This window comes from Burkholderia sp. Ac-20353 (assembly GCF_017104785.1).
Classification (GTDB): domain Bacteria; phylum Pseudomonadota; class Gammaproteobacteria; order Burkholderiales; family Burkholderiaceae; genus Burkholderia.
In genome coordinates this window covers 26,820-39,848 of sequence record NZ_JAAGPL010000006.1, presented here as the reverse complement: position 1 = coordinate 39,848, position 13,029 = coordinate 26,820, and the positions used below count along the sequence as shown (strand labels likewise).

At 64.3% G+C, this 13,029-nt stretch carries 15 protein-coding genes; 7 read left to right on the top strand and 8 right to left on the bottom strand.

From position 1 onward, the window contains the following. Nucleotides 1-65: 65 nt before the first annotated feature. Nucleotides 66-368, bottom strand: coding sequence for an acylphosphatase (locus G3N94_RS02610; protein WP_205790527.1), 303 nt, complete (start codon nt 366-368; stop codon nt 66-68). A gap of 126 nt (nt 369-494) precedes the next feature. On the opposite strand from G3N94_RS02610, the gene G3N94_RS02605 reads away from it, so the two are divergent. From G3N94_RS02605 to glnA, 3 genes are all read left to right on the top strand, one after another. Beyond that, a complete protein-coding gene (locus G3N94_RS02605; protein WP_205790526.1) occupies nt 495-1,094 on the top strand; it encodes a short chain dehydrogenase in 600 nt (199 codons plus the stop codon). A gap of 173 nt (nt 1,095-1,267) precedes the next feature. Beyond that, nucleotides 1,268-1,471, top strand: a complete 204-nt coding sequence (locus G3N94_RS02600) for a hypothetical protein (RefSeq protein WP_205790525.1) — start codon at nt 1,268-1,270, stop codon at nt 1,469-1,471. A 92-nt stretch (nt 1,472-1,563) separates the two neighbouring features. Beyond that, nucleotides 1,564-3,069: a type I glutamate--ammonia ligase gene (gene glnA, locus G3N94_RS02595; RefSeq protein WP_205790524.1), complete on the top strand. Its 1,506-nt coding sequence runs from the start codon at nt 1,564-1,566 to the stop codon at nt 3,067-3,069. On the opposite strand, the gene arcC is transcribed toward glnA, so the two are convergent. The 6 genes from arcC to G3N94_RS02565 form a co-directional block, all read right to left on the bottom strand. After that, on the bottom strand, nt 3,054-4,007 hold the full coding sequence (gene arcC / locus G3N94_RS02590; protein ID WP_205790523.1) for a carbamate kinase: 954 nt from the start codon (nt 4,005-4,007) through the stop codon (nt 3,054-3,056). The genes glnA and arcC overlap by 16 nt on opposite strands. A gap of 59 nt (nt 4,008-4,066) precedes the next feature. After that, on the bottom strand, nt 4,067-5,077 hold the full coding sequence (locus G3N94_RS02585) for an ornithine carbamoyltransferase (RefSeq protein ID WP_205790522.1): 1,011 nt from the start codon (nt 5,075-5,077) through the stop codon (nt 4,067-4,069). Nucleotides 5,078-5,133: 56 nt separating this feature from the next. Then, nucleotides 5,134-6,390 (bottom strand): arginine deiminase, encoded by a 1,257-nt coding sequence (gene arcA, locus G3N94_RS02580; RefSeq protein ID WP_205790521.1) that lies wholly within the window; start codon nt 6,388-6,390, stop codon nt 5,134-5,136. 17 nt (nt 6,391-6,407) lie between these two features. Next, nucleotides 6,408-7,871 (bottom strand): arginine-ornithine antiporter, encoded by a 1,464-nt coding sequence (gene arcD, locus G3N94_RS02575; RefSeq protein WP_205790520.1) that lies wholly within the window; start codon nt 7,869-7,871, stop codon nt 6,408-6,410. A 157-nt stretch (nt 7,872-8,028) separates the two neighbouring features. Then, nucleotides 8,029-8,361 carry an RNA-binding protein gene (locus tag G3N94_RS02570; protein ID WP_205790620.1) on the bottom strand — a complete coding sequence of 111 codons (333 nt, stop codon included), beginning with the start codon at nt 8,359-8,361 and terminating at the stop codon, nt 8,029-8,031. Nucleotides 8,362-8,840: 479 nt separating this feature from the next. After that, nucleotides 8,841-9,113, bottom strand: a complete 273-nt coding sequence (locus G3N94_RS02565) for a hypothetical protein (RefSeq protein ID WP_205790519.1) — start codon at nt 9,111-9,113, stop codon at nt 8,841-8,843. A 329-nt stretch (nt 9,114-9,442) separates the two neighbouring features. Here G3N94_RS02565 and amrS point away from each other — a divergent pair, with 329 nt between their 5' ends. The 3 genes from amrS to G3N94_RS02550 all read left to right on the top strand — a co-directional run bounded on the left by amrS (nt 9,443) and on the right by G3N94_RS02550 (nt 11,586). Further along, nucleotides 9,443-10,612, top strand: coding sequence for an AmmeMemoRadiSam system radical SAM enzyme (gene amrS, locus G3N94_RS02560; protein WP_346778632.1), 1,170 nt, complete (start codon nt 9,443-9,445; stop codon nt 10,610-10,612). A gap of 2 nt (nt 10,613-10,614) precedes the next feature. Next, entirely contained in the window at nt 10,615-10,974 is a 360-nt protein-coding gene (locus tag G3N94_RS02555) for an MTH938/NDUFAF3 family protein (RefSeq protein WP_346778634.1), read from the top strand. Between the two features lie 177 nt (nt 10,975-11,151). After that, on the top strand, nt 11,152-11,586 hold the full coding sequence (locus G3N94_RS02550; protein ID WP_205790617.1) for a hypothetical protein: 435 nt from the start codon (nt 11,152-11,154) through the stop codon (nt 11,584-11,586). A 61-nt stretch (nt 11,587-11,647) separates the two neighbouring features. Here the strand turns inward: G3N94_RS02550 and G3N94_RS02545 are convergent, their stop codons facing one another. Continuing rightward, nucleotides 11,648-12,286, bottom strand: coding sequence for a hypothetical protein (locus tag G3N94_RS02545; RefSeq protein WP_205790518.1), 639 nt, complete (start codon nt 12,284-12,286; stop codon nt 11,648-11,650). Between the two features lie 346 nt (nt 12,287-12,632). On the opposite strand from G3N94_RS02545, the gene G3N94_RS02540 reads away from it, so the two are divergent. Then, a complete protein-coding gene (locus tag G3N94_RS02540) occupies nt 12,633-12,986 on the top strand; it encodes a cupin domain-containing protein (protein WP_205790517.1) in 354 nt (117 codons plus the stop codon). Nucleotides 12,987-13,029 lie beyond the last annotated feature (43 nt).

Sequence of the window (13,029 nt, the reverse complement as noted above, 5' to 3'; positions counted from 1 at the left end):
GTCCGGTCGGTTCCGCGCGCCGGACGGCGGCCATCTGGCGTCGTCGCGTTGCGCAGCGTGGTGCGCTACAGCGTGGGCAACCGCTCGAATGCGTCGAAACGGGCAAACGGCGGCGCCACCTCCGTCATCTCCAGCTTCTCGACGAGCGCGGCGGACATGCCGTCGCGCATCCAGTCGCACATGTCGGCAAGCTGCGCCGGGGCGCCCTGAAGCATCGCCTCGACGGAGCCGTCCATCCGATTGCGCACCCAGCCCGTCACGTTCAGCACGCGTGCGTGCCGCACACAGGCCTCGCGGTACCCGACGCCCTGAACCCGTCCGCTCACGCGGACGAGCCGGGTCTCGAGCAATCGATCGTTCACGCTCATACGACGTTCCCCGACGTGCCGGAACAACGTTGCCCCGTCAATGGGCGAACCGGCATGCTCGCATTGCATCTGCCCGGGCGCAGCGACAGAATGGAAGTTCGTCCACCTGTGAGTATAGGAGGATGTATGCGCATCCTGGTCGTCGGAGCGACAGGGCTCCTCGGGAAGGAAATCGTCGACCTGTTGTCGGCGGAACACGACGTGATCGGCGCGAGCCGCAAAGGGTCGACCCTCGCGGTGGACATCTCGGACAAGGCGTCGATCGCCGCGATGTACGAGCATGCGGCGCCGCTCGATGCGGTGGTCTGCGTGGCCGGTACCGCGAGGTTCGCGCCACTCGACACACTTGCCGACGGCGACTTCGCGTTCAGCCTCGCGAACAAGCTGATGGGGCAGGTGAACCTGGTGCGCTGCGGCATCGCGAGCATCACGCCGGGCGGGTCGATCACGTTGACGAGCGGGCTGCTCGCCCAGCACCCGATGCCGGGCAGCGCCGCGGTGAGCATCGTCAATGCCGGCGTCGAAGCGTTCGCCCGAGCGGCGGCGCTCGAGCTGAAAGGCCGGCTGCGCGTGAATGTCGTGAGTCCGGGGTGGGTCGCCGAAACGCTTCAGGCAATGGGGCGCGATCCGAGTGGCGGCGTGCACGCAGCGGTCGTCGCGCAGGCGTTCCGCAAGTGCGTGGTGGAAGACATTACCGGGCAGGTCGTGTCCGCGACGCACGGTTGACGCCTAAAATCAATGTGCATGCAATCCGGTCCCGGCGCGACGCGCGGCGTTGTCACGCTCGTGGCGCGCGCATGCGTCCGCCACGTTTCAAGCGCAACCGGAATGGCGGCGGCCGCCCGGTGTGCCGGTTCATCTGAATGTTCGAGTCGTTCACTCTTTGTCGGGAGATCGCCATGAATGCAGAAACCAGCGGCAACCTGCGCGCTTTCGTGCAAACCGCGGAGCACGCGGGCGCGTTTGTCTGGGTCATCTCGGTCATCGATTTCGATGAGCAGAATGTCAGGCGCGCGTTCGTGTCGGACGAAACGTTCGGCACGGCGGCCGCAGCCAGGGATGCAGGCGAGGCCCGCCTGGCCGGCATGAGGAAGGATTACTGACTGACCGCCGGTGCGCGCGGATCCGTGTTGCTGTCGCGCACTGACCAACCCAGGCTGGATCATCGGCAAAGGGCCAGAAGAGGAGAACGTCCATGCCCAATGCACCTGCAACACCCCGGTCGCCTCCCGGCGTATCGGTCGATGCGGGCAGCTATCGCGTCGTCCGTCCCGCAAGCGTGAACGACGTCATCGATCAGGTGCACGCGAACAATATCCAGATCGTCGACCTGAAGTTCACCGATCTGCCCGGACTCTGGCAACACTTCTCGATCACGCTCCCCGAGGTTCACGAAGGCCTGTTCGAAGCCGGAATCGGTTTCGACGGTTCGTCGATTCGCGGCTTCCAGGAGATCCACGAGTCGGACATGCTGCTGAGGCCGGACCCCGCCACCGCGTTCATCGATCCGGTCTGCAGCACGCCGACGCTGTCGCTGATCTGCGACGTCGTCGATCCCGTGTTGCGGCAACCGTATTCGCGCGATCCGCGCTATGTCGCGAAAAAGGCCGAGGCCTATCTCGTGCAGACCGGCATCGCGACGACCTGCTATTTCGGGCCCGAACTCGAGTTCTTCATTTTCGACTCGATCCGCTTCGGACAGGATCAGCACAGCGGCTACTACTACGTCGAATCGGCCGAGGGCGACTGGGCCACGGGCCGCGACGAAGGCGCGTACGGCGGCGGCAATCTCGGCTACAAGGCTCGCTACAAGGAAGGCTATTTTCCGGTGCCGCCGCAGGACACGCTGCAGGAAATCCGATCCGAGATCGCGCTGACGCTGCAGCAGGCGGGCGTACAGGTCGAGGTGCACCACCACGAAGTGGCGACCGCCGGGCAGAACGAGATCGACATGCGGTTCGCGACGCTCACGCGGATGGCCGACAACGTGATGATCTACAAGTACATCTGCAAGAACGTCGCGCGCCGGCACGGCAAAGTTGCAACCTTCATGCCGAAGCCGCTGTTCGCCGACAACGCGAGCGGCATGCACTGTCACCAGAGCCTGTGGGACGACGAACGCAATCTGTTCTACGACGCGCTCGGATGGGCGCTGACGTCGGACCTGTGCCGCTGGTACATCGGCGGCCTGTTGCGGCATGCGCCGGCGCTGATGGCGTTCTGCGCGCCGACGACGAACTCGTACAAGCGGCTGGTGCCCGGCTACGAGGCGCCGGTGAATCTGGCGATGTCGCAGCGCAACCGGTCCGCCGCGGCGCGCATCCCGATGTATTCGGATGCGCCGAACGCACGGCGTGTCGAGTTTCGCTGTCCCGATCCGTCCGCGAATGCGTATCTCGCGTTTGCCGCGATGCTGATGGCCGGTCTCGACGGCATTGAAAACCGGATCGATCCCGGCGATCCGCTCGACCGGAACATCTACGATCTGCCGCCGGAAGAGGCGCGCAACATCCGGCAGGTGCCGGATTCGCTCGATGCCGCGCTGCAGGCGCTCGAAGCCGACAACGCGTTCCTGCGCAAAGGCGACGTGTTCAGCGACGACCTGATCCGGACCTGGATCGATTACAAGCGCACGCGGGAAGTCGATGCGGTCAGGCTGCGGCCGCATCCGTGGGAGTTCTATCTTTACTTCGATATCTGATATTGCGGCTTCCGATACCGAATCCCGTCGACCTTCGTGCTGACGCGCGTGCCGGCGCGGCCTTCTGCGATCGCGACGATGTCCGCGAGCGAGCCGATCACTGCGTCCTGCCCGGTCTCGCGCGCGAACTCGGTCGCCGCCTGGACTTTCGGCCCCATCGAGCCGGCCGCGAAGCCGAGGCGCTCCAGTTCGTCCGGATGCGCGGCCTCGATCAGCGACTGCGTCGGCTTGCCCCAGTCGATATACGCGCCGTCGACGTCGGTCGCGATCACGAGCAGGTCCGCGTGCAATTCGCGCCCGAGCAGCGCCGCGCACAGATCCTTGTCGATCACCGCCTCGACGCCCGTGAGCTTGCCGTTCGCGTCGTAGCGCGTCGGAATGCCGCCGCCGCCCGCGCAGATCACGATCGTGCCGCGTTCGAGCAGCCACTTGATCGGCCGGATTTCGAAGATGCGGCGCGGCCGCGGGCTCGGCACCACGCGGCGGAACTGGTCGCCGTCCGGCGCGATGCGCCAGCCATTTTCCTGCGCGAGCCGTTCGGCCTCCTCGCGCGCGTAGACGGGGCCGATCGGCTTGGTCGGATGATCGAACGCCGGATCGGCCGGATCGACCTCGACCTGCGTGAGCAGCGTCGCGAACGGCGCGTCCGGCGGCAGCAGGTTGCCCATTTCCTGTTCGATCAGGTAGCCGATCATTCCTTCCGTCTGCGCGCCGAGCACGTCGAGCGGGTACGGCGCGACTGCGGTGTAGGCCGCGCCCTGCAGCGCGAGCAGGCCGACCTGCGGCCCGTTGCCGTGCGCGATCACGAGTTCGTTGCCGGGCGCGATCTGCGCCATCTGCGCGACCGCGATCTTCACGTTCTCGCGCTGCTGGGTCTCGGTCATCGGCTGATTGCGCTGCAGGAGCGCATTGCCGCCCAATGCGATGACGATACGCATCGTGTTTCTCCTTGAAGGTGCTCACGGCGCGCGATCGCGCACCGTGCGCGTGGAACGCGTCAGATGCCGCCGAGTGTTGACACGAGCACCGCCTTGATCGTGTGCATGCGGTTTTCCGCCTGCTCGAACGCGATGCAGCGCGGGGATTCGAACACCTCGTCGGTAACTTCGATGCCGTCCTTCAGATGCGGATAGCGTTCGGCGATCTGCTTGCCGACCTTCGTGTCGCAGTTGTGGAACGCGGGCAGGCAATGCATGAAGCGCGTGCGCGGGTTGCCGGTCGATTCGATCAGCTTGCGGTTCACCTGGTAGGGGAGTAGCGCCTTGATCCGCTCGTCCCACGCTTCGACCGGCTCGCCCATCGACACCCACACGTCCGTGTGGATGAAATCGACGCCCTTGACCGCTTCGAGCGGGTCTTCGGTCAGCGTGATGCGCGCACCGCTTTCGGCCGCGAACGCGTCGCACTGCGCGACGAGCTCGGCGGATGGCCACAGCGACTTCGGCGCGCCGATCCGCACGTCCATCCCGAGCTTCGCGCCGATCAGCAGCAGCGAGTTGCCCATGTTGTTGCGCGCGTCGCCGAGATACGCATAGCTGATGTCGTGCAGCGGCTTGTCGCTGTGCTCGCGCATCGTCAGCACGTCGGCGAGCATCTGCGTCGGGTGGTATTCGTCGGTGAGGCCGTTGAACACCGGCACGCCCGCATGATGGGCGAGCTCTTCGACGATCTCCTGGCTGAAGCCGCGGTACTCGATCGCGTCGTACATCCGGCCGAGCACGCGCGCGGTGTCCTTCATGCTTTCCTTGTGGCCGATCTGCGACGACGTCGGGTCGATATACGTGACGTTCGCGCCCTGGTCGTATGCGGCGACCTCGAACGCGCAGCGCGTGCGGGTCGACGTCTTTTCGAAGATCAGCGCGATGTTCTTGCGCACGAGGCGCGGCTGCTCGGTGCCGCTGTACTTCGCGCGCTTCAGGTCGCGCGCGAGATCGATCAGGTAGCGCAGCTCACGCGTGTTGTGGTGGATCAGGCTCAGCAGGTTGCGATTGTGCAGGTTGAAGCTCATGTGGTTTCTCCACTCGGTGTCGGGGGGCGCGGCGCCGGGGCGCCGCGATGCATGTGTCAGTAGTCGATCGGATCGCGCAGGACCGGGCAGGTCATGCAGTGGCCGCCGCCGCGGCCGCGCCCGAGTTCGCTCGAGCTGATCGTGATCACCTCGATGCCCGCCTTGCGCAGCAGCGTGTTCGTATACGTGTTGCGGTCGTAGCCGATCACGACGCCCGGCTCGACGCACACCATGTTGTTGCCGTCGTCCCATTGCTCGCGCTCGGCCGCGAAATCGTTGCCGCCGGTCTCGACCACGCGCAGCGCGTTGAGTCCGAGCGCCTGTGCGACGACGTCGACGAACGGCTGGTCCTCGCGCACGATGTCGATGCCGTCATGTGCGTTGTCGCTCGGGCGCAGTGTGAACGGCACGATCCGGTTCACGACTTCCGGGAAGATCGTCACGAGGTCGCGGTCGCAGAAGCTGAACACGGTGTCGAGGTGCATCGACGCGCGCGAGTTCGGCATGCCGGCGACGATCACGCGCTCGGCCGCGCCCTTCGCGAACAGCGACTGCGCGAGCTGGCCGATCGCCTGGTGCGACGTGCGCTCGCCCATCCCGACGAGCACGACGCCGCGGCCGATCGGCATCACGTCGCCGCCTTCGAGCGTCGCCATCCCGTGATCGCGGTCGGGGTCGCCGTACCAGATGTCGAACTGCGCGTCGGCGAACGCCGGATGGAACTTGTAGATCGCCGTGACGAGCAGCGTTTCCTGCCGGCGCGCGGGCCAGTGCATCGGGTTCAGCGTGACACCGCCGTAGATCCAGCACGACGTGTCGCGCGTGAACATCATGTTCGGCAGCGGCGGCAGCGCGAACGACGACTTGCCGAGATAGTCGCGGAACAGCGTGAGCACCTGCGAGCGCCCGGCGCCCGGGATGTCGCTCGCCGCGACGCCGCCGATCAGGAATTCGGCGAGCGTGCGCGGCTCGAGGCTTTCGAGCCACGCGCGCACCTCGCCGACGAGGCCGATGCCGATGCTGTCCGGCGTGAGCTTGCGATCGAGGATCCACTTCAGCGCGGCCGGGTTCTTGACGGTCTCGGTCAGCAGGTTGTGCATCTCCAGCACTTCGACGCCGCGTTCGCGCATCTTCGACACGAAGTCGAAGTGGTCGCGCTTCGCCTGGTTCACCCACATCACGTCGTCGAACAGCAGGTCGTCGCAATTGCTCGGCGTGAGGCGCTGATGCGCGAGTCCGGGCGAGCACACGAGCACCTTGCGCAGCTTGCCGGCTTCGGAATGGACACCGACTTGAGGAACGGTATGGGTCATGTTGGTTGCCTTTTCGGTCAGAGGGTGAGGAGCCCGCTATGGAGCGCGTAGGCCGCCGCGAGCGCAGCGACGGTGACCGCCGCGAAGATCAGCCTTTCGGCGGCGGTGAAGACCGGCTTGCCGAGCTCGCGCTTCGCCTTCGCGAAGAACAGCGCGCCCGGTGCGTAGAGCAGTGCGGACAGCAGCAGGTACTTGATGCCGCCCGCATACAGCAGCCACACCGCATAGATCACGGCGAGTGCGGCGACGAAACCGTCGTTGCGGCGCTGACGCGGGTCGGCTTCATAGGTCTCGCCGCGCACCGCGAGCAGCAGCGCGTAGGCGGCCGACCAGAAGTACGGAATCAGGATCATCGACGTCGCGAGATAGATCAGCGACAGATAGGTGCTTTGCGAGAACAGCGTGATCAGCAGGAACACCTGGACCATCACGTTGGTGATCCAGAGCGCGTTCGCCGGCACGTGGTTCGCGTTCTCCTTGCGCAGGAACGCGGGCATCGTGTGGTCCTTCGCGGCCGAGAACAGGATTTCCGCGCAGAGCAGCACCCAGGACAGCAGCGCGCCGACGAGCGACACGACGAGGCCGACGCTGATCAGGATCGCGCCCCAGTGACCGACGACATGCTCGAGCACGGCCGCCATCGACGGGTTCTGCAGCTTCGCGAGCTGCGGCTGCGTCATGATGCCGAGCGACAGCACGTTGACGAGCACCAGCATGAGCAGCACGCCGACAAAGCCGATCACGGTCGCGCGGCCGACGTCGCTGCGTTTTTCCGCGCGTGCCGAGAAGATGCTCGCGCCTTCGATGCCGATGAACACCCACACGGTGACGAGCATCATGCTGCGCACCTGGGTCATCACCGAGCCGAGCGACGGATGCGCGTGGCCCCAGATGTCGGTGCGGAACACGTCGAGCTTGAACGCGAACACGCAGATCAGGATGAACAGCGCGAGCGGGACGATCTTCGCGATGGTCGTGACGAGGTTGATGAACGCCGCTTCCTTGATCCCGCGCAGCACGAGGAAGTGCACGGCCCACAGCAGCACCGACGCGCCCGCGATCGCGGCGGGCGTATTGCCTTCGCCGAACACGGGGAAGAAGTAGCCGAGCGTCGAGAACAGCAGTACGAAGTAACCGACGTTGCCGAGCCACGCGCTGATCCAGTAGCCCCACGCGGACGAGAAGCCCATGTAGTCGCCGAAGCCGGCCTGCGCGTAAGCGTAGACGCCGCCGTCGAGCTGCGGCTTGCGGTTCGCGAGGGTCTGGAACACGAATGCGAGCGTGAGCATCCCGATCGCGGTGATTGCCCAGCCGATCAGGATCGCGCCGGCCTCCGCGGTCGCGGCCATGTTCTGCGGCAGCGAGAAGATGCCGCCGCCGATCATCGACCCGACCACGAGCGCAGTCAGCGCGCCGAGCCGGAGTTTGTGCGCGGCGGCGGGTGTGGCCGCGGCGTCTTGATCTTGAGTCACTTCAGCCATGATGTTTCCTCGCTTCGCGTTCGCGCAAAACACGCGGCGTGCACGCGGCCATCGCGCTGCCACCGGCGTGGCGGAGCGCGGCGTTTTGCCGCTGGCATGCGCGGTCCGGCGGAACGCGCGTTGTTGGAAATCCGAAGAGGTGGGCCCGTGTCGGGCGCTAGCGGCGGAGCGTCGTCATCGGTGCGCTCCGTGCGGGTTGTGTCCGGGCTTCGCGTTGACGCCGCGCCTCGGCGGCGTCAACGCGGTCCCAGAACGAAAAGAGCCAGATGCCGAGCCGGCGACGCTTCCAGTACATGCCGTCCAGGCGTCGGCGGATTTCCGCGAGCACGCTCCAGTTCGCGCCGTCGACGTCGATCAGCGCGCCGGGCCTCAAGCCCGTCTGGCCGATGAACTGGATATCGGTGAACTGCTGGCCGGTGTACCGGGATAGAAAGTCCTGAAGCTCTTCTCTCGTGACTTCAGGCTGGAGATTTTCGACAAAGATTCTCATCGCGCTTCCCGCCTTATTGTTCAGTTTTGCTGTCGATCGCTCGTGACGACCGAATTTGCGCGTGCTCAGGAATCGAGCCGTTTTTGCCGATTCCCGCATGCGAAACGTGCCGATCAAACCCACACTGAATTCGTCGAATTCCGCGTTTGAAGTTGATTTCGTCAGATCAATTGTTCCCGATGGCCTACCAAATGGAAACAATTAAGCAGGCACTTCATGTCATGGATCAAAGAACGCGGGAAGCTCGCCGGACGGCGGGTAATCGGTGCGAAGCGAGAGGTGGCGCGAGGGGCAAGTGGGCGTACGACGCGGCGCGCGCAGTGCATCCGGCCGTTTGATCGACCGGCATCACTGATTCGCTACGTCAGCGACGGCGTGGCTGGTTTGCGGTCAGCGCAATGTGTATGCGCCGGACCGCCTGTCGCGACATCGTCTCGCAAGCGGCCCGCCTTTCCACGCCGTACGCCGGATTTCAAGCGTTATCGGCCGCGATACGACGCGCACGACGATCCGGCCCCGCAAGACCGGTCGCGAGCGCCGCTTGACGAGGTTCCCGTCTCGGGAACGCCGCCATAAGACATGTCCGTGACCGCCTGCGCTGATGCGTTGGCGTTGTCTTCCATCATCTTTCGACCGCTATCCTGCACTGTCTCGTGCATGTAAGCCGGCACCTCCCGCCCACCCTTGGCGGTCGAGAGGCCAGCCGCGAGAAGCAAAGCACCGACTGCGATCAACGTCAGACCTGATTTCATTTCGCGACTCCTTGGACACAGAGCCAGTTGCCCGAGTCCTTCTCTCGGGCAATTCGCTGATCCGAATGCCTGCTCGCGAAACTGTGCGAATCGCATGCCGGTTCGCGTGATGGGCGCGAGCGGGAGTACGCGGACACCTCCGCTGTTCGGCGGGTTGCCCGGAGTTGTTCTTCAACTGCTGGCGAATAGCGCGCGCGATATGGGGCGGCACAGGGCGGGTGCGCCTGCGGGTGTCGGGCTGTGGCCCTGCAAGCCCGTGCGCAGAGAAGGCACGCTCTGCAATTTGTGTTATATGCCGCCGACACCGGAGTTCAACGATCGCGTTCGGCGTGTGCGTTGCCCGGCGAATACCGAAGTGGGCAGCGCTTCCGATCGGGTCGATAATGATCGTGGAGTGCCGACGCATCCGGCGCTTCATCGATATGAAGGAATCCTTCTTCCCGGGCCGATACTGGCACTTCCTGGACGACGGGCGCATCGAGTGCGACCTGTGTCCGCGCAACTGCCGCCTGCATGAAGGGCAGCGCGGCGCGTGTTTCGTGCGCCAGCGGATCGACGACCGCATGATACTGACCACCTATGGCCGCTCGTCGGGGTTTTGTGTCGATCCGATCGAAAAGAAGCCGCTCAACCATTTCTACCCCGGTACCAGCGTGCTCTCGTTCGGGACGGCGGGCTGCAACCTGGCCTGCAAGTTTTGCCAGAACTGGGACATCAGCAAGTCGCGCGACATGGATACGCTCGCCGACGCTGCGACCCCGGACGCGATCGCCGAAGCGGCGGATGCGTATGGCTGCAAGAGCGTTGCTTTTACGTACAACGACCCGGTGATCTTTGCCGAATACGCGATGGACGTGGCAGACAGCTGCCACGCCCGCGGCATCATGACGGTGGCCGTGACGGCAGGGTATATGGGGCCGCAGGCGCGACGCGATTTTTACGCGACCATGGATGCCGCCAACGTCGATCTGAAGGCGTTTACCGAAGATTTCTATGTCAGGGTCACGGGCGGCCACCTGGCGCCGGTGCTGGAGACGCTTCAATATCTGCGGCACGAAACCGGCGTCTGGCTGGAAATTACGACCTTGCTGATCCCCGGCAAGAACGATAGCGACGCGGAAATCCGCGCGGAAGCGCAGTGGATCAGGAACGCGCTCGGTGACGACGTGCCGCTGCATTTCACTGCATTCCATCCCGATTACCGGATGACCGACGTCGCCCCCACGCCGCCCGCCACGCTCACCCGCGCACGCGCGATCGCGCTTTCGGAGGGGCTGCGTCATGTCTACACGGGAAACGTTCACGACGTCGACGGCGACACCACGTTCTGTTCCGGATGTGGTCGCGCGCTCATCGTGCGCGACTGGTATCGAATCGAGCGTTATCGGCTGACGGACGACGGTGTCTGTCCCACGTGCCGCACACCGGTGGCCGGCCGGTTCGAACGATACGGTGCATCGTTCGGCCGAAGGCGGATCCCGATCCGCGTCGGCGTTTGAGCGTGGAGGCGACCATGCGCTTCGAAGCATTTTCCTTCGGTTCCATCCGCATAGACGGTGTGACTTACCTGCATGATGTCGTGATCGACCGCGGACAGGTTCGCAAACGCAAGAAGAAGCCGTCCAAGGCGTTCCGCGAAACGTTCGGACATACGCCGCTGTCGATGGCCGAGGACATTCCGTGGAACTGCCGGCGCCTCGTGATCGGCACGGGCACCGGTGCGTTGCCGGTGATGGATCAGGTGAAGCGGGAGGCCGAGCGCCGCAATGTCGAACTGGTCATCGTGCCGACGGAGGAAGCGATTGCGCGACTGAAGGAGCACACGCGGGAAACCAATGCGATTCTGCATGTCACGTGCTAAAAGGACCTGCTTCCGCTAATAACGGGCCGGTGCTGGCCCCCAGGACGCTTTTCGTGCGCAGGCGGTCTCGCCCGAGCGTGCGGCCCGATGCGACCGGCCATGTATTCTGCCGGATGGAATGCCTTCCGCATTCATGGCAAAGTCCCATCGAATCCCTGCGACAGCGAGGCAAACATCGTGGCAGACACTTGGCAATTTCAGCTCAGGATCGCAGTATCGGCGGAGCTTGGCGCAACGTTGCGCGGTGACCCCGCGTGCACGTCGTTCGGGCCGCTTCGCGATGTGCTGCGAAATCACAACGCATCGTTGAAGTGCCAGTTCGACGCTTTCGCTGACTATGTGAGCGAAGCAGAACGATGCGGCCCGGAAAAGTACCCGCTGTATGAATGGACGCGGGAGACGATCGCGAATCCGGAGAAAAAGTCCCGATACCTGCGGTCCTTCACCGTCTATGTCGACGGTGAGGAAGTCTACGAAAGGGAGATCGCCGATCCGCTGGAATCGGAGCTGCTCGCGCTGGTCGGCCATGACGGAATCGAGCGCGTGGTCAGGTTCGACACCAATCCGGCAAACAATCCTCAACCGCCTGCGCGACGGTCGAGCGACGCGTGACGGTGGCCGTAGGCGTTCACGTTGCCACCGGGCAGCGGGTTCGACACGTCAGGCCGTCATCCTAAGGCCACGCGATTTCTGCGAGGCAGTCGGTCACGCTCCGCTTGTCGTCGTCGGCGGCGCCGTCGTTCGGAACGAACACTTGCGTCGCGGGTGACGGCGGATAGCTGATGTTGTTGTCGCTCGCGCTGCACTGCGCGCTTTGCCCGGGGCCGATGACGATCTCGGAGCCGACCTTCAGGCGGCATTGCGTGACCCGATCGAGACGGCTCCAACTCGGACAGATCTCGTTCTTCGCGCGATAGGTGTCGGTCGGCCCGGCCGGCGGGTTGAAGCTCCACCAGTTTCCGTACTGGCTCCACGTCTTGCTCGAATCCCATACCCGGTAGACGGTAAGCGGTTGTGTGACCTTGAATACGTTCCCCTCGCACAACCCGCCTTTATCCGTCTGCCCGACTGCTCGGCCGAGCAACGTGGGATTGCTGGTCTGCTCGAGCCCGTAGGGCGGCTCGATGGTTCCGACGCATCGGTTTTGCGCAGGGTTCGACGACGCGGTGCTGTCTGGTGCCGGCGTCAGCGACGTGCAGCCGGCGACGGCGAATGCGGCAACCCAGAGCGTCCATTTTTGCCACGAGATGCGATCGATCGATCGCACAAGCCAATAGCGGAATCCCGGAATCGATCGAGCAACGTTGTTCATGATTCTATGAACCTCCGGTCGCAGACGAAAGGAAGGTGCTCGTCTCAATCGTAGGATGAAATTCGGCGGATCGGGAAATGAATCTGATGAAACGGGGGCTGTCTTGCCGTCTTCGTTTCACCGTGCCGCGACACTTTGCCGATTTATGAAACTAAGCCTGCTGTTGTTTCGGATTCCATTCGATCGTGGCGCGCGAGCTTGCTGAAAACGCAGGCTGTCCGTAAACTCGATCGATGCGATTCAGGCACCGGACGTTGATCGATGCACGCCGTTTGCAGACGCGCGGTATCGGGGTTTCGCGGCTGCCGGCGTCAGTTTCTTTCTCGAAGCAGGGGGTGGGCCGTTCATGCTGACCAATCTGTTCGCGGAATATCCTCGCGCCGTTGATCAGGCGGAACGAGAGACGTTTGAAGATCTGCTCCGCAGGCCGTTTTTACGGATTGAACGCATCATTTCGACCGGCCAGGCCAGTCCCCCGGGGTTCTGGTACTGTCAGCCCCACGGCGAATGGGTCGTCGTGCTGAAAGGTTCCGCAAGCTTGTTGTTCGAGAATGAGCCAACGGCACGCGTGTTGCATCCTGGCGACTTCGTCGACATCCCGGCGCATTGCCGCCACCGGGTCGAGTGGACCGATCCTGGCACGCCGACGGTCTGGCTGGCGGTCCATTACGGCGCGTCAGGCGAAGACGTCGCCGGTTGAGTGCGCCTGCCGGAGAATTCATGCTGCGGTGGCAGCGAAAACG